This window comes from Parageobacillus thermoglucosidasius (assembly GCF_001295365.1).
Classification (GTDB): Bacteria; Bacillota; Bacilli; order Bacillales; family Anoxybacillaceae; genus Parageobacillus; species Parageobacillus thermoglucosidasius.
In genome coordinates, this window is record NZ_CP012712.1 from 2,036,018 (window position 1) to 2,060,825 (window position 24,808).

Annotated in this window: 27 protein-coding genes and 1 pseudogene; 13 read left to right on the plus strand and 15 right to left on the minus strand. The window is 41.9% G+C overall.

Annotation, left to right across the window (positions count from 1 at the left end; genetic code table 11):
- Positions 1–428 precede the first annotated feature (428 nt).
- The 4 genes from AOT13_RS10105 to AOT13_RS10110 all read right to left on the minus strand — a co-directional run bounded on the left by AOT13_RS10105 (position 429) and on the right by AOT13_RS10110 (position 2,888).
- Entirely contained in the window at positions 429–1,319 is an 891-nt protein-coding gene (locus AOT13_RS10105; RefSeq protein WP_041269328.1) for an ISNCY family transposase, read from the minus strand.
- Between the two features lie 699 nt (positions 1,320–2,018).
- Positions 2,019–2,186, minus strand: a complete 168-nt coding sequence (locus AOT13_RS20090) for a hypothetical protein (RefSeq protein ID WP_013877157.1) — start codon at positions 2,184–2,186, stop codon at positions 2,019–2,021.
- 51 nt (positions 2,187–2,237) lie between these two features.
- The gene (locus tag AOT13_RS20790; RefSeq protein ID WP_198404528.1) at positions 2,238–2,426 is read right to left on the minus strand and encodes a hypothetical protein; all 189 of its coding nucleotides are present in this window, start codon (positions 2,424–2,426) and stop codon (positions 2,238–2,240) included.
- A 147-nt stretch (positions 2,427–2,573) separates the two neighbouring features.
- Positions 2,574–2,888, minus strand: coding sequence for a DUF5082 domain-containing protein (locus AOT13_RS10110; RefSeq protein ID WP_080695347.1), 315 nt, complete (start codon positions 2,886–2,888; stop codon positions 2,574–2,576).
- Between the two features lie 790 nt (positions 2,889–3,678).
- On the opposite strand from AOT13_RS10110, the gene AOT13_RS10120 reads away from it, so the two are divergent.
- Both AOT13_RS10120 and AOT13_RS10125 read left to right on the plus strand, forming a co-directional pair.
- Positions 3,679–5,145, plus strand: coding sequence for a CoA-acylating methylmalonate-semialdehyde dehydrogenase (locus AOT13_RS10120; protein ID WP_003251397.1), 1,467 nt, complete (start codon positions 3,679–3,681; stop codon positions 5,143–5,145).
- An 88-nt stretch (positions 5,146–5,233) separates the two neighbouring features.
- On the plus strand, positions 5,234–6,586 hold the full coding sequence (locus AOT13_RS10125; protein ID WP_042385010.1) for an aspartate aminotransferase family protein: 1,353 nt from the start codon (positions 5,234–5,236) through the stop codon (positions 6,584–6,586).
- Positions 6,587–6,645: 59 nt separating this feature from the next.
- Here the strand turns inward: AOT13_RS10125 and AOT13_RS10130 are convergent, their stop codons facing one another.
- The 3 genes from AOT13_RS10130 to AOT13_RS10145 form a co-directional block, all read right to left on the minus strand.
- Positions 6,646–6,891 (minus strand): hypothetical protein, encoded by a 246-nt coding sequence (locus tag AOT13_RS10130; protein WP_042385013.1) that lies wholly within the window; start codon positions 6,889–6,891, stop codon positions 6,646–6,648.
- An 880-nt stretch (positions 6,892–7,771) separates the two neighbouring features.
- Positions 7,772–8,059, minus strand: a complete 288-nt coding sequence (locus AOT13_RS10140; RefSeq protein WP_003251393.1) for a hypothetical protein — start codon at positions 8,057–8,059, stop codon at positions 7,772–7,774.
- A gap of 274 nt (positions 8,060–8,333) precedes the next feature.
- Positions 8,334–9,638, minus strand: coding sequence for an acetamidase/formamidase family protein (locus AOT13_RS10145; protein WP_013401163.1), 1,305 nt, complete (start codon positions 9,636–9,638; stop codon positions 8,334–8,336).
- 142 nt (positions 9,639–9,780) lie between these two features.
- Between AOT13_RS10145 and AOT13_RS21410 the strand changes: the two genes are divergently transcribed.
- The 10 genes from AOT13_RS21410 to AOT13_RS10190 all read left to right on the plus strand — a co-directional run bounded on the left by AOT13_RS21410 (position 9,781) and on the right by AOT13_RS10190 (position 17,254).
- Positions 9,781–10,095, plus strand: coding sequence for a hypothetical protein (locus AOT13_RS21410; protein ID WP_376700123.1), 315 nt, complete (start codon positions 9,781–9,783; stop codon positions 10,093–10,095).
- Between the two features lie 127 nt (positions 10,096–10,222).
- The gene (locus AOT13_RS21415; RefSeq protein WP_370468114.1) at positions 10,223–10,438 is read left to right on the plus strand and encodes an amidase family protein; all 216 of its coding nucleotides are present in this window, start codon (positions 10,223–10,225) and stop codon (positions 10,436–10,438) included.
- Positions 10,439–10,839: 401 nt separating this feature from the next.
- Positions 10,840–11,832, plus strand: a complete 993-nt coding sequence (locus AOT13_RS10155) for an NADPH:quinone oxidoreductase family protein (protein ID WP_003251391.1) — start codon at positions 10,840–10,842, stop codon at positions 11,830–11,832.
- A 370-nt stretch (positions 11,833–12,202) separates the two neighbouring features.
- Positions 12,203–12,856, plus strand: coding sequence for a copper amine oxidase N-terminal domain-containing protein (locus AOT13_RS10160; RefSeq protein ID WP_013401162.1), 654 nt, complete (start codon positions 12,203–12,205; stop codon positions 12,854–12,856).
- Between the two features lie 16 nt (positions 12,857–12,872).
- Positions 12,873–13,193 carry a hypothetical protein gene (locus tag AOT13_RS10165; RefSeq protein ID WP_042385017.1) on the plus strand — a complete coding sequence of 107 codons (321 nt, stop codon included), beginning with the start codon at positions 12,873–12,875 and terminating at the stop codon, positions 13,191–13,193.
- A 3-nt stretch (positions 13,194–13,196) separates the two neighbouring features.
- Positions 13,197–14,132: an FAD:protein FMN transferase gene (locus tag AOT13_RS10170; RefSeq protein ID WP_013877155.1), complete on the plus strand. Its 936-nt coding sequence runs from the start codon at positions 13,197–13,199 to the stop codon at positions 14,130–14,132.
- A gap of 2 nt (positions 14,133–14,134) precedes the next feature.
- On the plus strand, positions 14,135–14,683 hold the full coding sequence (locus AOT13_RS10175; protein WP_003251385.1) for a ferric reductase-like transmembrane domain-containing protein: 549 nt from the start codon (positions 14,135–14,137) through the stop codon (positions 14,681–14,683).
- 6 nt (positions 14,684–14,689) lie between these two features.
- Positions 14,690–15,358 carry a response regulator transcription factor gene (locus AOT13_RS10180; protein WP_003251384.1) on the plus strand — a complete coding sequence of 223 codons (669 nt, stop codon included), beginning with the start codon at positions 14,690–14,692 and terminating at the stop codon, positions 15,356–15,358.
- Between the two features lie 4 nt (positions 15,359–15,362).
- Positions 15,363–16,679 carry a sensor histidine kinase gene (locus AOT13_RS10185; protein ID WP_232511505.1) on the plus strand — a complete coding sequence of 439 codons (1,317 nt, stop codon included), beginning with the start codon at positions 15,363–15,365 and terminating at the stop codon, positions 16,677–16,679.
- A 14-nt stretch (positions 16,680–16,693) separates the two neighbouring features.
- Positions 16,694–17,254: a hypothetical protein gene (locus AOT13_RS10190; protein ID WP_042385022.1), complete on the plus strand. Its 561-nt coding sequence runs from the start codon at positions 16,694–16,696 to the stop codon at positions 17,252–17,254.
- Positions 17,255–17,559: 305 nt separating this feature from the next.
- Here the strand turns inward: AOT13_RS10190 and AOT13_RS21420 are convergent.
- The 6 genes and pseudogenes from AOT13_RS21420 to AOT13_RS21040 all read right to left on the minus strand — a co-directional run bounded on the left by AOT13_RS21420 (position 17,560) and on the right by AOT13_RS21040 (position 22,402).
- A pseudogene (locus AOT13_RS21420) lies at positions 17,560–18,737 on the minus strand (ABC transporter permease).
- Positions 18,668–19,936 (minus strand): ABC transporter permease, encoded by a 1,269-nt coding sequence (locus AOT13_RS10200; RefSeq protein ID WP_042385025.1) that lies wholly within the window; start codon positions 19,934–19,936, stop codon positions 18,668–18,670. The pseudogene AOT13_RS21420 and the gene AOT13_RS10200 overlap by 70 nt, the downstream one beginning before the upstream one ends.
- A 16-nt stretch (positions 19,937–19,952) precedes the next feature.
- A complete protein-coding gene (locus AOT13_RS10205; RefSeq protein WP_042385027.1) occupies positions 19,953–20,888 on the minus strand; it encodes an ABC transporter ATP-binding protein in 936 nt (311 codons plus the stop codon).
- Positions 20,889–21,107: 219 nt separating this feature from the next.
- Positions 21,108–21,644, minus strand: coding sequence for an IS200/IS605 family accessory protein TnpB-related protein (locus AOT13_RS21030; protein ID WP_232511508.1), 537 nt, complete (start codon positions 21,642–21,644; stop codon positions 21,108–21,110).
- A 189-nt stretch (positions 21,645–21,833) separates the two neighbouring features.
- Positions 21,834–22,118: a hypothetical protein gene (locus AOT13_RS21035; protein WP_232511509.1), complete on the minus strand. Its 285-nt coding sequence runs from the start codon at positions 22,116–22,118 to the stop codon at positions 21,834–21,836.
- The gene (locus AOT13_RS21040; protein WP_232511510.1) at positions 22,115–22,402 is read right to left on the minus strand and encodes a hypothetical protein; all 288 of its coding nucleotides are present in this window, start codon (positions 22,400–22,402) and stop codon (positions 22,115–22,117) included. Before AOT13_RS21040 ends, AOT13_RS21035 begins: the two co-directional genes overlap by 4 nt.
- Before the next feature lie 29 nt (positions 22,403–22,431).
- On the opposite strand from AOT13_RS21040, the gene AOT13_RS21045 reads away from it, so the two are divergent.
- A complete protein-coding gene (locus tag AOT13_RS21045) occupies positions 22,432–22,602 on the plus strand; it encodes a hypothetical protein (RefSeq protein ID WP_232511511.1) in 171 nt (56 codons plus the stop codon).
- A gap of 396 nt (positions 22,603–22,998) precedes the next feature.
- Here the strand turns inward: AOT13_RS21045 and AOT13_RS10215 are convergent, their stop codons facing one another.
- Both AOT13_RS10215 and AOT13_RS10220 read right to left on the minus strand, forming a co-directional pair.
- Positions 22,999–23,634 (minus strand): response regulator transcription factor, encoded by a 636-nt coding sequence (locus tag AOT13_RS10215; protein ID WP_013401153.1) that lies wholly within the window; start codon positions 23,632–23,634, stop codon positions 22,999–23,001.
- The gene (locus tag AOT13_RS10220) at positions 23,627–24,733 is read right to left on the minus strand and encodes a sensor histidine kinase (RefSeq protein WP_042385030.1); all 1,107 of its coding nucleotides are present in this window, start codon (positions 24,731–24,733) and stop codon (positions 23,627–23,629) included. Before AOT13_RS10220 ends, AOT13_RS10215 begins: the two co-directional genes overlap by 8 nt.
- Positions 24,734–24,808: the final 75 nt, after the last annotated feature.

Below are 24,808 nucleotides of genomic sequence, written 5' to 3' on the forward strand. Positions count from 1 at the left end.
GAAGACTATTACTTGGAATCAGTGCGTCCCTTCATATGCGACTGGGGCTCGATCTTGCATGAAAGGGCGCTGAATAACGTGTAGTAAAAAAGAGGGTGTCCCAAAAGTGATCGTTTTTGGGACACCGATTGGTTAAGATTCCTTTTGTTTCTAAAAAGCCGCATTCTGTTATACCATTTTCACAGTTAATTACGATCTTTATAATTAGTGAAATTGTTCGTTACTGGGTGGTGTTTTGATTAAGTGAATAATATTTTTCAACGAAAAAATTCCTCGAGCATTTTCTCAGCCTTGTTCATCTCCTCAAGCATAGGATTCATATAATCACTATGCGCTTCTAAATATGCCCTGACTCCGCCACGAATTTTAAACATGTCTTTTGTAAGATTTTCTGGACTATTGTTTTCAATAATGATGGTGTTGCAAAACTAGAGTAAAAACTCGAAGTTATGCATAAGGATGCAACATAACACATGCAGTAAATATCGATGAAATCCATACCATCGGGGTTGCTCCACCCCATCACTCTTTAGCTCGTTAAATACCCGTTCAATCTCGCGGCGAAGCCCAAACAGCCATTGGCCAAACCTCGTTTTCAAAAAGACAGGAAGAACCCGGCCATAGGCATCTTTTCGTTCCTTGCTATTGCGGCGGTTGATGGGGGAAATGAATAAGATTCCTGCTTGCTCAGCAGTTTGTCGAACCTTTTCGCTGTCATACGCGGCATCCCCTAACACGAACTCAATATCCCATTGCCCCAAAGAAGCAAGCAATTCTGATGCCACTGCCGCATCATTCCGGTTCGCTGTGGTCAACACGTGAGATAAGATGATTCCCTCGGTAGTGGTACAGAGATGGAGTTTATATCCTTTAAACCAGTGGTATCGGGTGGACACTCCCCACTTTGCCTGTGAATCGTAAAGACTGCTTCGAAGGGCCGTGCTGTCGATCAGCACGATTTGGGGATACCGTACTTCTAGATCTTGGAGCAGCTGTGCGTGAAAAACAGGAAATCCCTGTTCCCGAAACCACTTTGCCGCACGGGAAAACGTAGACAGATGTGGAACTTCACTAAGCCCGCAAGCCCGCTGAAAACAGCGAAAACGCTGCAGAATGCGTACTAACTTTCGCAAGGAATCAATGGAAAAATAGGTTTTCAAAAAGAAACATTTCAATAAAGATTTTTTCGACACCGGCGGTCTTCCTGTCACATACGGTGTTTCCGGCAACGACAGCGAGTCGATATATCGAAATAATGCTTCTAAAATTGGATCGATTTCATAAGACCATGCATGTTCACTGTTCAAATTGGAAATCATGATAGTGTCCACCCCTTGGTAGTTGGTTTTGGTCACTGTATATGATTTCCAAGGTGGTGGATTTTTTATGTGCATTTATGCATCCATTATGCGTTTTGCAACACGTTCAATAATGTTATTTGCTTCTTGATAACGTGAAATAATCATTTCTAGCATAGGCGTAGGTTGAGTTTTACAGAATTGATGGTACTCTAATTTTAATCCAAACAGAGTCTTCTGTCCTTTTTATACAATTAGGGTTTTATTCTAGTAAATGTACTCATTGAGAGTTTATTTTATCGTGTGATAAGTGATTAAATATTTGTTTCCTTAAAATATTCATCAACACTACATCCCACAATTAACTCACTGCTATCTGGTGTCAAAAAAATCCCTAGTGTTTGAACCATCATTTCTTTATTAGCCGGCTCTATATGGTAATGTTTTCCTTTCCTATATTATGAGCCAACCTTATCAATTCAGTTCCTAGGCCTAAAAGAGCATTTTTACTTAAAAATAAATATACTTTTGATGATTTTGTTATGTCATTTCCTTTGCTATCAAAAACTTGCAATACGCCTACATAGCTAAACTAGTTTAATTTCTTATATAGTTCATAAAAATCTAATAGCAATTCACCTAGCTTACTGTTGTAATCCCATGAGTCAACAATTATACGTGGATACGACGGCGTATAATTATTTGGACAAAGGATAGTACTCATTTTTTTACTTCATCTAGTATTTTTCTCAATTGTGTAATATTTCCATCCTTTCCTTTACCTTTATTATGAGCAGTTATTTCTTTTATGACCTCGATTTTAATTTTTTCTGCCATCTCTAAAAATTCTATGGTTTTGTCAGATCGTCCAGGTTGGTTATATACCATTGCTTTGCCCCTCCAATATATCTATCTCCCATTTGCAACTGTGATGCAGCATTACCTTTTAATTATAGAACCAGGCTTAACTTTCCATTGCTGTATCTTTGTCATTTGGTTCCACTCAGGAAGTGATGCTAAATTATTGCGATTTATCTGTTCTGTAAAAGTTTCAAATAAATATCTTCCTTTAGCATAAGCATTTATATCATCATAAAACCTTAATCCATAGGTATTTTCGTCTGCCACTTCGACACTTATTGTTCGAACATCAAATGATTCTAACACTTGCTTTCTATATTTACGCGGCACTTCTTGAGATTTTAGATATTCAGAAGCTTGTTTTACGCCAGCATATGGATCATGAATATTCTTCTGGTTTGACTCGGATCGTCGTCATTGCAGTTCCTCTATCTTTCGCTGAATTGGGGCAATTTTCCTGCTTATTTCATGAAGAAGATCATCTGCGGTCGCATAAATTTGTGCTTCGATTTGCCGCAAGTCCCAGTATACTAGTTCATACGCTCCCCTCGACTCTTCCTGCCAATGTGGAGCATACTCGTCATTTGCTCGGTAAAAGGAATGCGAGCCATGAGGAAATTCGTCTAATGCTTCCTCTACTTGCCCCTGATAGGATGGAAGGCAGCGGATCATGGCTGCATAAGACCGGCGCTTTGCTTCTTTTTCAATAGATTCCAATAAGGATGACACCTTCATTCCCTCCCCATTTGTACACTATTTAAATGGTAACATAAGTAAAATAAGGATAAATCATGATATATTACTATTTTCCAAATGACAACCAGGACTTTTTCCTTATTCATCCAGCTTCCATACTAAGCATATAGAATTTTTGGAAGATAATGTTTTCAGATAGTAGACTTTTCTAGTATGGAACGATTGCTGTGAAGATGGCGATAAGAAAGCCGAGTTCCGTGCCTTTCGGGATTTTAATGACTTCTTTAATGTTATTCTTCCATTTTGGCAGAAGAGCAGAATCAATTTTGCATTTTAATTCTGTTGGCGGCCAAGACAGTAGTGGCAAATCCCTTATTTTCCCTTGCTTTTCCACTAGAGGTGCGGTAGACCATTATTTCCTCATTATGGCAATGGCCATTTTTAAATGTTTCCTTTAGCCAAGCCGGCAGTTCCATTTGCTTCTCGATAGTCACTTTATATTTATTGCTGTAGCATATTTGGGATCAATCGTATTTTGAGTCAGCTTTTTTAATGTGAATTGGTTAGTCAGTTCATTTATGAATATTTTGCGATTTAGTCTGTGATGGATGCGTGTTTTACCATTTCGTATTTTACAAGTGAACCCGCTACAAAAGTAGAGAAGTTTTAAACATCGTTTGGAAAAGGTGTCCTGGTCATATTGTGGAATGAACATATGTATAATTTTTACGTTTTGTCTAATGAAGGATATTGGAAATTAAGAGATAATTTTGGTAACGCCAAATAATTTTGAATAATCTTATAGAAAAAGGAGGTTTTCGCGGTGACAGTGATAAAAAATGAAACAACTATTTTGAAAAACTTCATTAATGGACAATGGGTAGAATCAAGCGGGACGGAGACGCTGGAAGTGCCAAATCCGGCGACAGGGGAAATATTGGCGCGGGTTCCGATTTCGACAAAGGAAGATGTTGACAGGGCTGTCCAAGCGGCCAAAAAGGCATTTGAAACATGGAAAAATACACCGGTTCCTAAGCGGGCGCGGATTATGTTTGCCTTTCACCATTTATTGAACGAGCATCATGAAGAATTGGCAACGCTTGTCGTTCAAGAGAACGGGAAAGCATATAAAGAAGCGTACGGCGAAATTCAAAGGGGAATTGAGTGCGTCGAATTTGCCGCAGGCGCTCCAACATTAATGATGGGGGAGTCGCTATCGGGAATTGCGGAAGGTATTGATTCGGAAATGTTCCGTTATCCTTTAGGGGTGGTCGCCGGAATTACGCCGTTTAATTTTCCGATGATGGTGCCTCTCTGGATGTTTCCGCTGGCAATTGCTTGCGGGAATACGTTCGTGTTAAAACCATCTGAACGAACGCCGATTTTAGCCAATAAACTAGCTGAGTTGTTTACAAAGGCCGGGGCGCCAGAAGGAGTACTCAATATCGTTCATGGGGCGCATGATGTCGTTAATGCCCTCATCGATCACGAGGATATTCAAGCCATTTCGTTTGTTGGTTCTCAGCCTGTCGCCAAATATGTATATGAGCGTGCAGCGGCACGAGGCAAACGGGTACAGGCGCTTTCCGGAGCAAAAAACCATCATATCGTTATGCCTGATGCGGATATCGAGACAGCGGTGCAACATGTGATAAGTTCCGCTTTTGGCAGTGCGGGCCAGCGTTGTATGGCTTGCAGCGCGGTGGTTGTGGTCGGCGACAATGAACAGTTTGTTAAACGGTTAAAGCAAAAGGCAGACGAACTTGTTATCGGAAATGGCATGGATCCAGAAGTGCTTTTAACTCCGGTGATCCGTCAGTCCCATCGCGAAAAAGTATTAGGCTACATTCAAAAAGGGATTGAAGAAGGGGCGACACTCATTCGCGACGGGCGCAAAGAAATCGAGGAAATGCCAGAAGGCAACTTCCTTGGTCCGACGATTTTTGATTACGTCACACCAGATATGACGATTGCCAAAGAAGAAATCTTTGCGCCTGTTCTTAGCTTGCTGCGTGCCAACGATTTAGACGAAGCGCTTGAATATATTCGCAAATCTCGATATGGAAACGGTGCGACCATTTATACGAAAGACGCGAAAGCGGTCCGGAAATTCCGTGAAGAAGCGGATGCGGGAATGTTAGGAATCAATGTCGGCGTGCCGGCAACGATGGCGTTCTTCCCATTCTCCGGCTGGAAGGATTCGTTTTATGGCGACCTCCATGTTAACGGAAAAGATGGAGTGAATTTCTATACACGCAAAAAAATGATTACTTCTCGCTTCGATTTTTAATACGTTCCGGGATAGGCTGCCCAAACATCCCTCTGCTTTAAAACGAAAATCAGGTGGGGCACTTTACAATAGAAAGAAGGGAAGAGAAATGGTTCAAACCTATCGAAACCAGCAATGGCTTGCAAAAGATCGTCAATATATATGGCATTCGATGAAGCCGTATAATCCTGATGCAACACTGGTGGTGACAGAAGCGAAAGGATGCTGGGTTACCGACCATACAGGAAAAAAATATTTAGATGCGATGGCGGGGTTATGGTGCGTTAACGTAGGATATGGACGTGAGGAATTAGCGGAAGCAGCTTACGAACAGCTGAAAAAACTTGCCTACTTTCCGCTTACGCAAAGTCATGTACCGGCCATTCAGCTTGGGGAGAAATTAAATGAGCTGCTGGGGGACGAATATGTCATTTTCTTTTCCAACAGCGGTTCCGAAGCTAATGAAACTGCGTTTAAAATCGCAAGGCAATATCATCAGCAAAAAGGGGAATATAACCGATATAAGATTATTTCCCGGTATCGGGCGTACCATGGAAATTCGCTGGGAGCCCTTGCCGCAACAGGACAGGCGCAACGAAAATATAAATATGAGCCGCTTGCCCCTGGGTTTATTCATGTGCCGCCTCCTGACAGCTACCGTGACAATGAGCAAGCGGAAAATCCGCGGGATTTGCGAGCAGTCAAAGCAATGGACGAAGTGATGACATGGGAGTTGAGCGAAACGATTGCGGCGGTCATCATGGAGCCGATTATCACTGGCGGGGGAGTGCTGATGCCGCCGGAAGGATATATGGAAGCGGTAAAAGAAGTGTGCGAAAAACATGGCGCCTTGTTGATTGTCGATGAAGTGATTTGCGGGTTTGGGCGGACAGGCAAACCGTTTGGATTCATGAACTATGGGGTAAAGCCGGATATTATTACGATGGCAAAAGGAATTACAAGCGCTTACTTGCCATTATCAGCAACTGCTGTTAGAAAAGAGATTTATGAGGCGTTTAAAGGAACAGAAGAATATGACTATTTCCGTCATGTCAACACATTTGGCGGCAATCCTGCATCATGCGCTTTAGCATTGAAAAATATTGAAATTATGGAAAGGGAAAATTTATTTGAACGTTCGAAGGAAGCAGGCGAACGGCTGTTAAATGAATTAAAAAATAAACTGCAAGCCCACCCTTACGTTGGCGATGTGCGCGGAAAAGGGCTGTTGATAGGAATTGAACTAGTAGCTGACAAAAACACAAAAACGCCTCTGGATGTTTCGCTTGTGAATAAAGTGATTGGCATTTGCAAAGAAAACAGCCTGATTATTGGCAAAAACGGCACAACCGTTGCTGGATACAACAATGTGCTCACATTATCCCCGCCGCTGAATATTGAGGACAATGATCTCTCCTTCTTAATAAAGACGTTAACAGATGCATTATGGAAAATTAAATAAATAATAGATGGTGCTCGCAATGATTTTAATGAATTTGCGGGCACTATTTTATTTGTTATCTAAAAAACAGAAATAGATGGTTTCTTATGTTTCACTAAGTTCATGCGTAAACTGTCGGTTTTGTTTCTCGGCGGTTGAATCGTTCGTTGATCGATTTTGGTTTCCAGCCGGCCGCCCACCTTTTGCATCCGCTCGTCCATTTCCGCCAACTTTCTTTTTTCATCATCCATCGCTTCGGCTTTTTTGTCCATTGTTTCGATTTTTTCGTCTGATGCAGCGGTTGGCGAACGAAAGATCAGACACATGACTCAAGATACCTTTTAGCACCGTTTGTTGTTCCGCCTCATCGGTAAAAACTGACTTTGGTTATTTGGGAGTTTTAATAGAAACTATTTCCATAAAAAGTTTCTTTAATGGGGATGATATGGAATTAAAGATGAAAGGGATTCGTGGGAAAACCATTTCTGCACGGCCAAAAAACAGAGGTGTGCAGCGCCATTTTACTTTCATAAACTAAAGTGAAATGTTAATATATCAAAGGTTTGGACGTTTAACGTTTTCATTCAAACCATCAAGTTAACATAAAAACAATTTATTTTTCGAGTGGGTCGCAGGGGTGTGCAAAAACGGTCCTTGCCGCCAAGAGAATCAATGATAAAACGAGGATATTCTGACCTCGTTAAGAGGATTGAAACAGCCATTCTAAAGTATCCCGAATTTGCACCGTATATTCTTTTTTTAAGATGACCTCGTTAAGAGAAAGGAAACTTGCTTGTTAGAATATTATGGAATAAACGATAGCGGAGATGGAAACTTTATCCCTGTTGGGAGTGGAAAACGGAATTGATGAAGCTGCGCTCTTGCTCTGTTTCAGACGTGTGCAAGGGGATATCCAAAAAGAGAGTTGCTGTATGGTTGAATATGGCATGGCTCTCTTTTTTCTTTTTGCGGCTTTTGCGGCGGATATGGCTGGAGTATGCCCCGGGGCGATGCGACCGGATTGGTTGTTATCGGTGTGGTGAATCATTGATATGCTTTCGGACAATCGTCGCAATGGGAAAATAATATGCGTTTGCACGAAAAAAAACGGCGGACAGTATGCGACTGTTCACCGTGTTTGGGGAGAGAAACACAAATGAAGGGGTTTGATTGGCCAATAAAGACATATCCCGCTAAAATGAATCGTTATTGAAAAAGGTCTTCATGCTTCGTTTTCAGTGTTTGCTGCAGTTCGGAAAGGGAAGGGAATTTCGATTGGAATGTATATGTGTCTAAACAAATAAGCGAATAGTCGTTGCCTGGGTCAAAAACAACGGTGATGATGTCTTCCGTTCCGCAGTCGATTTGTTGAAACGAATCGACGTCCTGCGGCTGAACATCCAGCTTGTTGTATTTTTCCCGAATCACATAGTATCCTTCTTTCAGTTGCCCGGCAAACAAGGTTTCTGTGCCAATTAATTCATGCACAATCATTGTACGGCGTCCTCCCAATTATATGTGAAATATTTCTCAACTCCACTATACTACAAAACTGCGGCAATCATAATCAGTTTTGGGCAATGTTCAAAAAGTTGTCACGTTTGAGGCGTTTTTTAGGAGCAATATAGAAAAAATGAGGCCAGCTCTCTTTTTGGAAGAGAGCTGGCGCTGTTTTATAGCGTAAATAATGATCTCATGGATTGTATTTGTGAGAAGAGCATTGCTTCCCGCTGATATCAGTCTGCATACATCTATTTTGCAACATTGTTCATTCCAAAACATCGCGATATTGATCGCGCACTAACGTTGTTAGGCCAATCTCGTCCAAATAATGGACAGGACATAAAAACGTGACGGTGACGACTCCCGGATGTCTGCCGATTTCAATCGCGCCGGTGATCGTTGCGCGGTTCATCACCTCAGGGACGGAAATGCCCAATACTTTCGCCGCTCTTTGCAATCCGTTTTCCGTCGCTTCGTTTAAGTTTGCGCCTGTTCCGATAAAGGAAATTGGCAGGGATTCTTCCAATTTTTTTACGCCCCATGTTTGCGCAAGATCAAGCGCAATTTCTTTCTCTTTTTTCGTTATTGGTTTTGCTAAATATGGAAGATCTTCTGCGACAGGAAGAAGGATCGGACCATCGATCGTTAAGCCTTTGATCACCTTTACTTGAAGCGTTACAATGCCGGCAACATCGGTTGTATGTCCCGCGATTTCTCCGTCTCCTTGCATGGCGTGCATATCACCAAGATAAACGCCGCCGCCACGCACTTTCACAGGACAGATCAAAACGGCGCCTTCCCGCACACGATTAATATCCATATGTCCGTCTGTACGGTCTTCAAGCTGCTCTTTGGTGATTCCGTATTCATGCGGGGCGTCGATCAGAAACTGCCCGAAGTCGCCCGCATTGTGCGAGTCTGGAAACGGACGTGCCGGCGTCGTGCCAAGTTGTCCAAGGAATGGGCGAAGTCTGGCGACGGTTCCGACTAAGTCGTGGGGTGCAAAAGTGACGATCGGGTTTTGCACCGAGTTGTCAGGGGTCGCCATGTAATAGCGCCCTTGTTGGGCAATGTGTTCTGCCGCTTCTTTATGTAGCGTAATGCCGACTTGTTTGTTGGAGTCAAACGCCATCGTATAGCCGTTCGTAAACACAAATGGAGTGACGTCCGCTCCGCAATTGGCGCAACGAATTGCTTCTTGGCCTATTCCTTCTATTTTTGTCTCTGGATACATTGTTCCGCACTCAGGACATTTCACGGCGACAAACGGGTCTCCGACAAATCTTCCTTCTATTGGCTTGTCGTTCCCGGAAGATGTAGCGATGGAAGTGACGCGAATCGATTTAATTTTAATCGCGATCGCATCCCCTACTTCGGCGCCTTCCACGAAAACAGGCTTCGTGACTTCATGGCCGCCGCGAATGCAAGGAGTGATCATCGGCCCCCAGCATCCAGGAGTCGTATTGGCAACAATATACCCGCCATCTTGCACAGGTCCGAGCATTTCCCCGTTAGGATCTAAAATTCCGTTGGTGAACTCATTGACAAATATAGTTTGTTTCGCTTCCATGACTATCCCTTCCTTTTAGGTTAAATATCGTTCTATGCAAATTATAGGAGGTTACAGTAAGCAATTTCAAATAAATAGATCAATAACTATATGAAATTTCTTAATAGTTCGGTCAATTGGATATGGTATAAAACATAATATTATGAATATTATTAATTTTGTTAAAGGTATAAAAATCGGCATCGAACCATACTTCTTTGACAATGTAGATGTAGAAGTGGAACAAGCGGTGAAGAATGCCATTTCATCGTTGGAACGTGAAGGCGCTGTCGTCGAAACGGTACGAATTCCAACATTGCCATATGCACAATACGCGGAAATGATAACGATTATCTCGGAAGCTAGCGCTATTCATCATCAAAATTTAGTAGAAAGAGAAGAGGATTTTGGTGATGATGTCCGTTTTCTATTGAAGCTTGGAGAAATACCATCCGCTGTGGACTACTTACAAGCGTAGCAAATTCGTTTACAGTTGGATTGTGAATTGATGGAGATATTTAAGTAGATGTCATCATTACTCCAACGCTTCCGTTTCTGCCTCCGAAAATCGGGCAAGATATGGTATACAATTAAATGGAAAAGAAGTGAGTTTTCTTGATCATATTATCCGTTTTACCGGACCGTTCAACTTGACGGGTTTGACGGCAGTAACGGTGCCGTGCGGTTTTGCGAAAGAGATCCCGGTAGGCATGCAAATAGTCGGACCGGCTTTCGGGGAAGGGAAAATATTAAACGTTGCTGATGTATTTGAGAAATCTTACCCAGAGTTGAAACAAAAACCGGTTGTCCTTGGAAGATGAATCTTTGCGCAACTAAAGTCGGTAAGTTCGTGTGTGTAAAGAAGAGTTTTTTCTGCTTTACCATGGACAGTAAACAAACGGCCTTCCTTTTCCAACAGGAGAGGGAAGGTTGTTCATGTATGGACGGATGCGTAAAGCAGGGGATTATTTTATCGGATATATTAGCAAAATGAAGTATAGCTAGACTGCATGTTTGTGTTTTCCTCCTGCGCACGTCACGTTCATCGAAAAAACGAATAGGCGCACAGCTGCTGCTTGCGAAACGGCGAGGTTATGGTATATTTGTCCAGATGTAAACGGTTGAGATCGAAACGGCCGAGACAGAAAAATTTTTTGACCGGCATGAATAATTTTGTTATCGTTAAAGTCAAGAACATGAAAAATTTTGAGGGGGATGTCTTGTGAGCGAGTTCAAAGCGTTAGTAGTGAATAAAACGGACACCGATTTTACCGTCAATGTTCAAGCTGTTTCCATGGACGACCTTCCAGAAGGGGAAGTCCTGATCAAAGTCCAATATTCCAGCGTCAATTATAAAGACGGATTGGCGTGCATTCCTGATGGCAAAATTGTGAAAACGTATCCATTTATCCCGGGGATTGATTTAGCTGGCAGTGTGGTTTCTTCAAGCGATCCGCGTTTTAAAGAAGGAGACGAAGTCGTTGCGACCGGCTATGAAATCGGGGTGACGCATTACGGAGGGTTCAGTGAATATGCCCGTATTCCCGGAGATTGGCTCGTCCCGCTTCCAAAAGGATTGACATTAAAAGAAGCGATGGCGCTAGGAACCGCAGGGTTTACGGCAGCGTTGTCGATTCACCGTTTAGAGGAAAACGGCCTGTCACCAGACAAAGGAAAGGTGCTTGTCACCGGGGCAACCGGCGGCGTCGGGAGTTTGGCGGTTTCGATGCTGGCAAAACGGGGTTATGAAGTGGTCGCGAGCACAGGCAAAGAAACAGAGCATGAATATTTGCGCGGGCTCGGCGCGAAAGAAATTCTTTCCCGGGAAGACGTATGTGCCGAGAAAATCCGCCCGTTAGATAAACAGCATTGGGCGGCGGCCGTTGATCCTGTCGGCGGCAGAACATTGGCGACGGTGCTAAGCCATATCCGGTATGGCGGCGCTGTAGCGGTCAGTGGGCTGACAGGCGGCACAGACGTTCCAACCACCGTTTTCCCGTTTATTCTTCGCGGTGTCAGCTTGTTAGGCATTGATTCCGTTTATTGTCCGATGGAATTACGGAAACAAATTTGGGAACGAATGGCCAGTGACTTAAAACCTGACAAACTATTACAATCGATAGCGCAGGAAATAACTCTTGAACAGCTTCCTGAGGCGCTAGCGAATATTTTAAAAGGGAAAGTGCGCGGAAGAACAGTCGTAAAACTGCCATAGTGGTAACTATGCCCCTGTTCCGAAGATTCGGACAGGGGTTTTTATTTGGCTTGAATGCGCCGGGGATCTGAACTGCAAGATCATTGGAAACGGTTGCTTTGTAGCGCGCCAGTTTTTAAGGCAATGAAAACGGAACTAATCTTGGTCCGTCATAAAGTTATCCGTCCTCAGGAATAGCGATTAAGCCGCTCCAAGGGATGGATTTTTTGCGTTTTTATGGCGCCGGTGTTTGGGCGGAGCGTTCTACAAACAAATATAAAACGTTCTTTCCGTTTTTGCCGTTTCTCCGATTTCATTTCATTTTTCATTTTTTTTTCAGAATCACTGCTTACAATAAGCTTAAGAAAAAAACAGAAAGGAGCGGTCCGCTATGAGGAAAATAGCTTTCGGTCTATGTGTATGTTTCCTGATTTTCACCGCGTATAGCAGCCAGATTTTTCCCGTTTACGCTGACGATCATGAAAAATATAAGCACAAGCTGGAAGAAGGCGCTGGAGACTGGGATGAAGATGACTACGATCATGAAGATGAGGAGGAGCACAAAGACAGATACCACAGTGAAGAATACGATTGGAAAAATATAATGCAAGAAGAACGTACGAGTGTCAAACGGGAATATTGGTACAAATGGTCGCGCTCAGCTGACTTGCCTGATGAATATGTGGCGACTCCTATTTCTTCCAGACAAACGGTACCGATCTATCTGGAATCCAAAGCCCCTCTTTACACAACGGCCATTCCGATGCAAGGGCAAATATTTGTCCCTCTGGAGGACACGGCAGAATATTTAGGTGCTTCTGTTATTATTTATCCTAACTCGCAAATAGGGGAAATTCAGTTGGGTGATCGCCATTTGATTGTCAAAAACGGCACAAGGGTTGTCTATGAAAATATGAGAAAAACACCGATGCCGCTTCCTGTTTTTTCAGAAAAAGAAAAGCTTTATATTCCTATTAGCGTTTTAGCCAATGGCTTAGGTTTTCAAGTAACATGGACAGAACAGCAGCAAATCCGGATTTATTAAAAAGGAGGGAATATTAATGAAAACAAACAAATGGGTTAAGTGGGTCGTCGGCTTAGGCGGCGTTACCGTATTTACCACATTTCTTCAGTTAGTCAATGACACAGAAACGGCTCATCAGCAAAATGATAGCTATCGTTCCGCCGCAGCAAACAAAACAGCGGAGTTTGAAAATAGTACAAACGATGAAACAATGCGGCAACGCGAACAAGAATTAATGTCTTTAGACTGGACCGAAGGGAATTGGAATGTTGAATACTCGGATGAAGTTATTATAGCAACGCCGAAAGAGAGAAATTATCCATTGCCGCCATCGGAAAACCGGACAAGGAGATCATAAGCCATGAATGAGAAGCAATCGCTTATATTCAATGGCATGGGAACAACGATAAAAGTGGAAGTGATGGCATGCAAGCCATCGCTTGACTGGAAAGAACTTATCCAAACTTGGTTTGCAACTTTCGAATCAATTTGCTCCCGTTTCCGCCGTGATAGCGAATTAACCAAATTGAATCAATCGCCGGTGTCAAAGCTCATTCCGATTCATCCTGTGCTGTATGACGTATTACAATTAGCATTTCAGTATGCGATGAAAACCGAATTTTATTTCAATCCGTTTGTCGGAACCATCTTAAAAAATATGGGATATGAACAACCTTTTCAAAAACGGCGGGCTTTTCATGAATATAAAGAAAATGAAAACGGATACCGCGTACCGTCGAATAAAAGTTTATCGTTTTTTCCTGACCAGAAAGCGGTCATGAAGCATATCAATGAAGAAATTGACCTTGGAGGAATTGGAAAAGGATGGAGTGTCGATAAAGCTTACCGGTTGCTAAGGGACCAAGGTGTCCATCAAGGGGTGATTGATGCCGGCGGTGATATGGTTATTTGGGGCGATTTATCCCGAAAAATCGGGGTAGCGAATCCTTTTGCAGAAAATGAAGATATTGCGCAATTTGTTATTAGCGCAGGCGCGGTTGCAACTTCCAACATTCTTTATCGGAGCTGGAACATAAAAGGGAGAACATTTCATCATATCATTAACGGCCAAACAGGAAAAAATCCGGAAAGCGATGTCGTCCAAGCGACTGTGTTGGCCAGCCATGTCTCAGAGGCAGAGGTGATTGCCAAAATACTGTGCATGTTGCCTGCGCAAGAGGGAATTCAATGGCTGAAAAAACATTTTCCTAAAGCAGCTTGCATCATCGTCAACAAGAACGGACAATTGTTGATAACCCCTTCTATTTCGCGGTATGTCGAAAGGCTGGTGATTTAAAAATGATAACGTTTTCTACTTGGGAATGGATCCGGGCGTCCGGATTAAGCGCTTATTTTCTTCTTTTTCTCTCTGTTTGTTTCGGGCTGATTCAAAATATGAATATAATTAATAGAAATATCCGCAATGTGCTTTTTCTGATGCACCAAACTGCCGGATGGTTCGCGTTTTTGTTTGCATTCTTTCATGGTCTTTTGCTTTATTTTGATGACTATCAGCCATTTTCCATACGGGAAATTTTTATTCCGTTTCTCGCCAACTATCAACCGTTTTTTACCGGGTTAGGGATCATTGCCTTTTATTCCATGTTTCTTATATTTGTGACAACCGATTTAATGAAAAAAGTCGGACGAAACATATGGAAAACGGTCCATCTCCTCATTTTGCCGAGCTTTATCCTCGTTAGCATACACGGGCTTTTTATCGGAACGGATACGGAGGAAACATGGGGGAAAAACATTTATGCTAGCGCCATATTTTGTTTCTCCATCCTTACTGTGTTTCGCTTTTTAAGCAAAATCACGGTGAAAAACAATCGCAATCGAGGGTGAAGGAAAATGTACATTCTATTGGCGGAAGATGACACGCGGCTTGGAAAATTAATTGTTTATATGTTAAAAAAAGAGAAGCACACCGTAGATTGGGTGCAAGATGGGGACGATGCCTATTATTTCGCCAAACATACGCATTATGATTTATTGATTCTTGATTGGATGATGCCGAGTAAAGAAGGGACGGAAGTGTGCAAAGCGCTGCGCAAAGACGGATTTAACGGCGCGATTCTCATGTTAACGGCAAAGGACGCTGTCGAAGACCGGGTAGCCGGGCTGGACTGCGGAGCGGATGACTATGTAGTTAAGCCGTTTGAGTTTTCCGAACTTTTTGCCCGGATCCGCGCCCTATCCAGAAGAATCGCACAGCCGTTTCAGGCAGAAGAACTTTCTTTTGGGAACTTGTCTCTTAATTTAAATGAATATTCGATAAAAAAAGGAAACAAAAAAATTCAATTGACAAACCGCGAATTCCAATTAATGGAACTTTTTATGCGCCATCCCAATCAAATATTGCCGCGCGAGTTAATTATTGAACGAATTTGGGGGCTTGACGCCGATATTTCCAGCAACAATATCGATTCATTTATTCGGCTTTTGCGAAAAAAATTAGGAGACGACGGCACTCTTATTCAAAATATCCGAGGGGTAGGTTATAAACTTAGCGATGAATGACAAAATGTTTAAACAAACGCGATTTCGGCTCACCCTTCTTTTTACGAGTTTAATTGTCGTTTTTTTGATTTCATTTACCGCGGTAAGTTATATCGTGGTGTCATCGCTGATTACCAGCAAGCAAAAGCAGCAAGTTACCGCTTTGGCGGAAGAGGAATACATGGAGCATAAATCCGATCTTTTGAACTGGCATAATCATCATCAAAATCATTTGGATAAGGGCGCAAATGGACAACATCATCTTCTCGATTATCACCCGGAGAGGCAGCTATTTTATTATGTCATTTCGCGCAATGGTGAAATCATAAAAGGTGATGAATCTTTTCCGGAAATTCGCGAGAATATTTTGCAGCTGATTAACGGATGGAATCCGAAAAATAAAGAAATTCGCCGCGAAACGATCAAATTGGGCAATGGAGAATCGATATCGCTTTTACTTTCAGGAAAACCGGTATTTCAAAACAATACGCGTATCGGGACGATTTATACCGGAATCAATATAACGACGCAGATTTATATTGTTAAAGTATTAATCAGCGTGTTGTGTGTTATTTCCATTATATTTATTGGATTATCTGTCTTGCTCGGATATTATATGTCCGGCAAAGCCATGGTCCCGATTGCAAATGCTTTCCAACGGCAAAAAGAATTTGTCGCCAACGCTTCTCATGAATTAAGAACACCTTTGAGCATTTTCCAATCATCACTTGAGGTGATAGAAGCTGATGAACGCGACAAACTGGGAGAGTTCTCCTTGCAAGTATTCGATGATATGAAAGACGAATTAAGAAGAATGACAAAGCTCATTAATGATTTGTTGTGGCTTGCTCGCTCCGACGCAAACGCAATTGAGCTGACAAAAGAATGGTTTTTGCTGCCTCCTGTTATCGATGAGCTGATAAGGAAATGCCGCCCTTTGGCAGAGCAAAAACATATTAAATTTGTTACAAATATCCAGAAAGACATGGCGATATACGGGGATAAAGAGAGAATCATACAATTAATATTTATCCTGTTGGATAATGCCGTTAAATACAACACCGAAAATGGACAGATAAAAATTGCGGTTGAACGTGATCGGAAAAATGTGAACATAGAAATAAGCGATACAGGAATTGGCATCCCGGTTGAACAGCAAGCACTTATATTTGAAAGATTTTACCGCGCCGATCCGTCACGATCACGAAAGCAGCAAGGAAATGGAATTGGGCTTTCGATCGCCAAATGGATTGTTGACGCTCATGGCGGAACGATTCGTGTGCAAAGCGAAGAAGGAAAAGGAAGCCGATTTATTGTTACGCTTCCGCAACCAGCAAATTGAAAAGGGGGAGAGCAATGAAAAAATGGATTTTGGCAATGCTGAGCGTATCGGTATTATGTCTTCTAGTTTATTTTGTGATTGGACAAGCGGAGAATGTTTTTGCCGATGATGATAAAGCGAATTTTCATGAGCATGATGAAAAATACGAGAAACATAGAGAAAGAGAGGAGGGAGCGGCAGAAGAAGGTGGAAAGTTGTTAGGGTGGGGAGCGGTTTCCGCCGCTTTACCGGCAGGTGTGCTTTTGCCGTTGCGCCGTAAAGCGAAATGGATAACGAAAACATTTCCGGACGCAAAACGGTTTTTCGTTTCATTATTAAAATTATTAACCAAATGGCATATGTTCATCGGCGCGGCTGCTTTTGCGCTTGTCATAGCGCACGGGATCCTCATGTATTTTTCCGAAGGCGAGCTGGAAATAAGGGAGTATCTCGGTATTATCGCAGCAGCGTTCATGGGGATAGCGGCGGTTTTCGGAGCGATTCTTGCGAAAAATAAAGCGAACTCTTCCGTCCGTTCTGCGCATGTCGGGTTATTATTCACTGCCGGAATATTCACCATCTTTCACATGTTATAAGTGAGCATATATGCTTGCAGCATCCGGGCGCAACACTGCCCGCTCATTTCCCGTAAGGAGGCGGGGAAAGGTTCACGGCCGCTCGTTCTTTGCTTCGTTCAGCAATTCAATCTCGTTGATTTTCCAGAAAAATAAAAAGTTTAGCTGGGCAACAACATTCTTTCTTGCATATTGGATTTAAATAAATATTGATAAAAAAGCAGGGCCTCCGTCTTGGCATTGTCATCCATGTTAAACGCAAATCAAAAAAGGAGGCCTTTGTACGATTTCTTCTTTTATGTTTTGCTGAAGTTTTCCAACGTGAATTATGCATTTCTTCTTTCCACCAAATTAATGCCAAGCCCCATCAATACGACTCCCATAAAAAATAAAACGCTGATAGGATATAATAAATCGCTGATGGAGTTCCCATAAACCGCTGATCCTTTTAAGAGTTCCATGCCGTAAGTAACAGGGACGAATTTAGAGAGAGTCAATAAAATTTTCGAAGAGACGATTTCCAAAGGCCAGTATGCCCCGCCGATCATCGCCATGCTAACCGATACAATCGAAATAATCGCTCTAAACTGTTGCTCGCTTTTCACAAGTCCTGTTATAAAAATAGATAACGCAACAAGCGTGAAAACATAAGGAACTAACAATAAGAGTATTTCGGCGAATTTCCCGTGAAAATCGACGCCGACTCCGAAATGAAAGATAGAGAAGATAAGCGCCACTTGAATATAGCCTACGGCAAAACTATATAATAAATTACTTGCATATATTTCCCATTTTTTAACGGCGAAAGAATCATGCGGTCCCATATTCGTTCCCGTTTTTCGACAAGGATTTGGAGAACGTTAAAAGAAACCGTATAAATGACAAAAAACAGAGAAAATCCAAATATTGGCTGTAATTGGCTATCCATCATAATTGGTTGTTCCCCGTGAAAACTTTTCTTTTCAAAAGTAAAAAGGGGATGTGTTTTTGCTTCATTTAATATCTTTTTGACCTCTTCCGCGCGCATATGCGACTGCGCAGGGACATGTTCGATGATGGCTTTCGCTTGCATATGATCAACATATACTTTTTGAACATATTGACGAATCAAGTTAACATTTGCCGTCTCGGATGAAACGATTAAGCGGAAAGCATTTTTTTCCAACTCTACTCCCGCTTCGACTTTTCCTTCGCTCACAAGCTTGCGAATTTCGCTTGGCTTTGTCGGTTGAAAGTCGAACAAATCAGAATGCCGGAGAGAACGGAAAAGTTCGTTCGTTTCCTTTTGAGGAAGATGGCTATAGACAGGAACGTTTATTTTGCTTTGATTAGCGGTGCCTATGAGAAAAGCCATTAAAATGCAAATAGTAGTCATAATAACAAAGAGCCATGGCTTTCGAAGAAAAAGGCGAAATTTCGCTATTAAAATGCTGCTCATGATAATTCCCCCTTTTTTGGGAAGATGAAAACGGCTGCTATTGCCATCGCCGTGCCAAATAAGCATAAATACAAAATGGAACCGGCGACATCTGGCAAATCATATCCTTGTAGTATTTTTAAATATGCCGTCATGCCTGAACCGTTAGGGGTAAGGTTTCCAAGTGTATGAATCCAGCCGGACAGTTGGTTAGAAGGGAAAAAACTTCCTCCGAGAAGTGAAAAAAGAGTAACAACGATAGTTGCGAAAAAGTTTGACATATGCTCTGAATTCAAGCGGTAATTTAATGATGTCAATAAAACGGACAGCCCCCCGACGGCGAAACAAAGGGCAAGAGTGACGGCAAAAAAAGCAGTAACATGAGGCCATCTAATGTGATAAATGAGCGAAGTAATCCCATACAAAAAAACGAGCTGGAAAAACGCCAGAAGCACGGATGAGATAAAAATTCCGATCATGTAAGACCATTTCGATACATTAGCGAGCAATATTCGGTTAAAAACATGAAGTTGCTTTTCGCAAAACGCATAAGAACCGATATTTGATGCAATATATAAGACAAACATGACGCTCATTCCCACCATATAATAAGTAATCGCATTAATGGGTTCTCTCTTTGTGACCGTTTCGACTTTGCTTTCGACATGGACGGCAGGCATGCGAAATGAACCGTTTAGCAATCCTGATTTTCCAAGAGCAGAAAAAGTGGAGTAGTGCTCTTGGAACAATGTGACGATCTCTTCGACGATTTTCGATGAGATCTCCTTTTTTTCGTTCGTATAGAAGAAAAGCGCTGGTTGTTGCGTTTGTCCAAAAAAGGCGTTTTGCAGAACCGAATACGTAAATTGCCGGGGAATTTCGATAATCGCTGTGTAACTTGTATCTTTCCGGATTTTTTCAAGCTCGGATGGCTTTGCCGTCACTAGCGTGATATATGGTTTTAATTCTTTAGAACCTGAGATGCTGTTTTTTAATGCGGTAACGGGAAGCATTTGTTTTGCCGCGTCCGCCATCATTTGCTTCTGTTCAGGCGGTATGTCTTGATTTTCTAAACCATGAACAAATTTTTGCAAATCCGCTTGCTCGTTTCCTCTCTCCACGAGGGCGATTTTTGCATGAATGCTAGGAGCGTCACTCTTCATAATGTTTCCGAGCGCCAACCCTAGTATCGTAATTAAAAGTAACGGCATTCCAAGAAGAACAAGCAATTCATGGCGGTTTCGCATAAACAACAAGAACTGCTTCTTTATTAGTTGCCCAATCATCGCGACTTTCCCTCCTTTAATCCCGCAATGCCCGTCCGGTCAGATGCAAAAACACATCTTCCAATGTCGGGGTTTGGATTTCCACCGAAGTTAAAACGGTGTTCGTCTTTTCTGCCAACTTAAATAACATATTGAAGACATTTACTTCTTTAGGAGTTAAAATGGTAATCAATCGGTCTTGGACGGTTACGCGGTTAATGATTGGCTCTGCGTGCAATGCGTCAATAAATGGCTCGTGAACTCTTTCTACTTTTATTTGCACGGTGTTTTCCGATGATAAAATATTTTTGATTTCTTCTTTCGTTCCCGATGCGATAATGCTGCCTTTATCCATAATGTAAATACGGTCACATAAAAATTCGACTTCTTCCATGTAATGGCTCGTATATAAAACGGTCATTTGTTTCTCTTGATTTAATCGTTTGACCGTTTCCAAAATATAATTTCTTGACTGAGGGTCAATGCCGACGGTCGGTTCGTCCATAATAATAAATTCCGGTTCATGCAACAGCGCGACTCCTATATTCAATCTTCTTTTCATTCCGCCAGAAAAATGTTTCACTAAATCGTTTTGCCGTTCAGTTAAACCGATTAGTTCCAATATTTCATCGACTTTCTTTCGCAAGCCCGATCCGGATAAGCGATACATTCTTCCAAAAAAATATAAATTTTCTTTTGCGGACAAATCGGTGTATAAAGCGATTTCCTGCGGGACCACTCCCAATACCTTTCTTAATTTCGTTGGGTTTTTAAGGACGCTCTCGTTGTTAAAGCGGACATCTCCGCTTGTTGGCGGAATTAAAGTGGAAATCATGGAAATCGTTGTGGATTTACCAGCTCCGTTTGGACCTAATAATCCTACAATTTCTCCTTTTTCTAAAAATAAATTAACGCCGTTCACCGCTTTCATTTGTTTAAACTGTTTCGTTAATTCGACTGCTTCTAATATCATTACTTTCTCCTGGTTACTAAAATTTATAAAAATCGACTCATCGCGATGGAACCAGCCAAACTGCTTGCCGCCTAGGAAACACCTGAGTTCCATCAGGAAGGGAATCCTAATGTCTCACCTACTGTGAAAGACACCCCGCGGCTCGCTGTTAGCGATGGCATCTGTCGTGCACCATTCCTTCCATCGGTCAGTACACGACAACGATTTTAGCAACCAGGTCTACACCCCCTTCAGTTGAATTTGGTACTGGTTCAGCCAACAACATTTGTGCAATATGTTCCATAATGACCATTCATGCTCTTGTTTGAAATTCTCGATTTTGCGTAACATTATCGCGATATATTGGCGTTGTTTCTTGCCGCTTTTCGATTGCTTGTAGGATTCTTCCATCGACCCTAACACGGCAATCAAATGGCGTTTCACTTTCGTTTTGATGGCATCTATGAGTTCTTTTGGCAATCGTTCCTGATACCCTAATCCCCGTCTGCCAATCACCAACGCGGCACTTTCATGGACGGATAAACCGTATGTTTTCATGTATTTGAAACGTCCGATGACGCTGGTATACGCCGGATTCACTTTTTTGATGCGAAACCCAAGCCGCATCCCCCGACGAATGATGGTGTCAGTCAGTTTTTTCTTTTTGAAATTGTGGGTGAAACGATTGAATCGTTTGTCCGTATCGTGCCGCTGTCTTAGTTGAATGTTTTCGATGACCACTGCGCCCACATTTTCTTGAAGCAGCCAGTCATACACATCTCGTACGGTTTCTCCAACAATGTTGTTTCGTTTATTCGCTCTTACGTATTCCAGTTCATGACAATAAAACACTTTCGATTTAATGAAGTTTCCTTGTTTCGAAACGACGCTTACAGCGATGCGGTCAATGTTGATGTCAATCCCAGCGATTCGTTCCGCTTGAATCGGTTCGTCATAGGCAAGTTCTCAGCCATATACTTCTTCCTCATAAATGAGATGGACATAATATTCCCCGTTTTTGCGTTTGATTTCGACGGTATATGGTTGATATTCGATGATCGGCTTGCCTTTTGCATTCACTCCGACTGGGTCTCCCGTGACGAGATCGATGATTTCCTCTTCATATTTTTCAGGAACAGACACAGGGAATCGCAAGCGGGGAGCGTGTTTTCCTTCTTGTTGTCCAAGTGGATTGGCGATTTCTACATAACATTGGTATGTCTTGTCGTCATAGGTGAGGTGAATATTCAAATTTCCTTTTTTGCTTTTAACTGATTCGAGCGTAATTCTTTCCATTCTTCGTTCGTGATGTTTCCTTTCAAGCGCTTATAAAAGTTTTGTTTTCCACCAAAAATCACACGTGGAATTGTCCCTTGGTCGAGATGGTGCTTTAGCTCATTTTCTTTGGATTTCAGTTTTTCTAATTGTCGCTGTAATCCGGCTAAACATGTTGGAAGATCGACTTTTTTCGGTGTTTTTCGTCCATGTTGATACTCATCGATTTTCTTTTCGGTTTTTTCGATTTTCGCTTGCACACCTTCAGCCTTATTGGAAGCAGCTCACGTTGGGAAGAAATCAGCGATTGAGCAAGCAAGACCGCATCTTTGGCAAACCGTTTGTTAAGCCGAAATGGGCGCGGAAGGTGCTGGATGATGTCTTTTGCGTTCCTTTCCTCCAGCAAACGGTTGAACGCGTATCGCTTCGCGGAACCAAAGACGCGCATCAACTCATCTAATGAACAAAGTTGTGATGCATCATGAGAACCGATTTTCATCCCCTTGTCTTCCCCCTATGTTTGAATCCTTAAGAACATATATTCGCTATATCTTCTTCCTTTCCTTTTAACATGAGGAAGGGGGAGAGGATTTTTTATCATCAGACAGGAGGCGATGGAAAAGATGGAGAACAACCACCTCTCCACGTCCAATAACAAGAGATATTTACATGATTTCATTGCTTAACAAAATGCTTATACCTCCTTCTTTTTTGATTTTCATGTTATGCTATTACTTGGGAAAATCGTACTATCGCAAGTCATGACTTCCAATAAAAAACATGACTTTAGTCATTTTTTATTCGGCTCTTGGGTTCATGAACTAATAAAAAAATGACCGTATGTTTCGGTCGATATTTACGGGGTTATATCATGTTTAATGGCATAAATAGCAAGCTGGGTGCGATCGCGCAGCTGAAGTTTTTGGAGGATTTGCGTTATATGGTTTTTTACCGTTCCGATGGATAAATGAAGCTCTGCCGCAATTTCTTTGTTCGTTTTTCCTTCTCCTACTAATTTTGCAATCATGAGTTCTCGGGGGGATAAAGGGATGTCAACGCGGACTTGTTTCGATTTTTGCAATAGTTTTGGCACCATTTTTGCCGCGACGTCTTCATGGATGGTCATTCCACCTTTCATACAGCTATATATCGCTTGAATCAGTTTTTGTTGTTCAGCCGTTTTCAATAAAAAGCCATTGGCCCCATCTTTCAATGCCTGCACAGCATATTCATCATCATTGAACGTCGTTAAAATTAAAATTTTGACATCCGGCCACCGCTCTTTTATTTTTCTTGTTGCTTCCAAGCCGTTCATCACAGGCATGCGGATGTCCATAATAACGAGATCGATAATATGTTGTTCCATTTCGTGCAATGCTTCTAATCCGTTCTCTGCTTCTGCGACGACTTTTAGTTGCGGATCTTGTTCAATCATCATTTTTAACCCTTGTCTGACAAGCGCCTGATCTTCAACAAGCAAAATGTTAAACACGATGATCCCCCTTTACTGGAATCGTTCCTTGAACAATAAATTCATCATTCGTTTGGAAAACGCGCAAAGTTCCTCCGGCTTCCTCCACGCGTTCTTTCATGCTCGTTAAACCAAATCCCATTTGAAAAGGTTTCGGTTCAAAAATGCGGTTTTGGATAGAAAAATAAATATCGCCCACAGCTGATTTTCCTAATACAACAAAAACTTCTCTTGAATGGGCGTGCCTCATTGCATTTGTCAATGCTTCTTGAATGACGCGGTATAACACAACATTAAGCTGATTGGAAATCTTGGTAGACAGCACCCCTTGTTTCGTCGTAAAGTGAACCATAATATGGCTTTCCGATTCTAATTTTCGAATCAATTGAAGCACAGAGGCGATCCCTTCATTTTCTTCTGTTTTTAACGCTTTTACGGCTTGCCTCGTTTCCTCTAAACTGTCGCGCACTAAACGTTTTAATTGTTCGTATTCTTGTTTCGATTCTTTGATGGACAATATTTCAAGTTGCATAAGAAGGGCTGTTAATTTATGTCCAACGGAATCGTGGATTTCACGGGCAATTCTTGTCCTCTCTTCCAGTCTTGCAGACCGTTCTGCCTCATAATGTGAACGTTTTAAACGTCGGTATTCCCCTAATAGCTGTTCATAAATGTCCCGCTGTTCTTTTCTTTCCAGCACGTATTCGTTTAACAAAACAGAGATGGCCGAAAAAAGAAGGAAAGCGATGAGCCATTCCATTTTCTCGCTTTTTAAGCCAATAACGATCACTGCTGAACATAGAAACGTCATAATGGTCAATAGGCGGAATTTTTTGCTTGGCAGTTGAAAAATTGCCTCTAAATAAATATAAAAAAATAACAAAAGGCTATACATATTTTCGGGAAGCGGGTACCGGAATTCAGCTGCCATAATAAAAAAATAGATGATGATATATAAAACAAACGGCTCTTTCACAATAGAAAGTAAAAAATAACTTAAAATGGCAAGGGAGCTAATAAGCCATAGAAGAGCAGGCTGATTTGCATGTTGGATATGTTCATATAAGTACCCTGTCCATAAAACGGAAAACATAAGCGAGCGAATGATAAATAATTTCACAACATCCCCATCCTACATATATTTAATCTGTCATTTTTTAACTTAATGGAGCAAAACAGGAACGTCAATAGCTTT

Excerpts from the sequence above, each read along its gene's own strand:
- AOT13_RS10105 (WP_041269328.1), bottom strand. The coding sequence starts at position 1,319 with ATGATTTCCAATTTGAACAGTGAACATGCATGGTCTTATGAAATCGAT.
- AOT13_RS20090 (WP_013877157.1), bottom strand. The coding sequence starts at position 2,186 with ATGGTATATAACCAACCTGGACGATCTGACAAAACCATAGAATTTTTA.
- AOT13_RS10125 (WP_042385010.1), top strand. The coding sequence starts at position 5,234 with ATGGTTCAAACCTATCGAAACCAGCAATGGCTTGCAAAAGATCGTCAA.
- AOT13_RS10130 (WP_042385013.1), bottom strand. The coding sequence starts at position 6,891 with ATGTGTCTGATCTTTCGTTCGCCAACCGCTGCATCAGACGAAAAAATC.
- AOT13_RS10140 (WP_003251393.1), bottom strand. The coding sequence starts at position 8,059 with ATGATTGTGCATGAATTAATTGGCACAGAAACCTTGTTTGCCGGGCAA.
- AOT13_RS10145 (WP_013401163.1), bottom strand. The coding sequence starts at position 9,638 with ATGGAAGCGAAACAAACTATATTTGTCAATGAGTTCACCAACGGAATT.
- AOT13_RS21410 (WP_376700123.1), top strand. The coding sequence starts at position 9,781 with ATGAATATTATTAATTTTGTTAAAGGTATAAAAATCGGCATCGAACCA.
- AOT13_RS10160 (WP_013401162.1), top strand. The coding sequence starts at position 12,203 with ATGAGGAAAATAGCTTTCGGTCTATGTGTATGTTTCCTGATTTTCACC.
- AOT13_RS10165 (WP_042385017.1), top strand. The coding sequence starts at position 12,873 with ATGAAAACAAACAAATGGGTTAAGTGGGTCGTCGGCTTAGGCGGCGTT.
- AOT13_RS10170 (WP_013877155.1), top strand. The coding sequence starts at position 13,197 with ATGAATGAGAAGCAATCGCTTATATTCAATGGCATGGGAACAACGATA.
- AOT13_RS10175 (WP_003251385.1), top strand. The coding sequence starts at position 14,135 with ATGATAACGTTTTCTACTTGGGAATGGATCCGGGCGTCCGGATTAAGC.
- AOT13_RS10180 (WP_003251384.1), top strand. The coding sequence starts at position 14,690 with ATGTACATTCTATTGGCGGAAGATGACACGCGGCTTGGAAAATTAATT.
- AOT13_RS10185 (WP_232511505.1), top strand. The coding sequence starts at position 15,363 with ATGTTTAAACAAACGCGATTTCGGCTCACCCTTCTTTTTACGAGTTTA.
- AOT13_RS10190 (WP_042385022.1), top strand. The coding sequence starts at position 16,694 with ATGAAAAAATGGATTTTGGCAATGCTGAGCGTATCGGTATTATGTCTT.
- AOT13_RS10200 (WP_042385025.1), bottom strand. The coding sequence starts at position 19,936 with ATGATTGGGCAACTAATAAAGAAGCAGTTCTTGTTGTTTATGCGAAAC.
- AOT13_RS10205 (WP_042385027.1), bottom strand. The coding sequence starts at position 20,888 with ATGATATTAGAAGCAGTCGAATTAACGAAACAGTTTAAACAAATGAAA.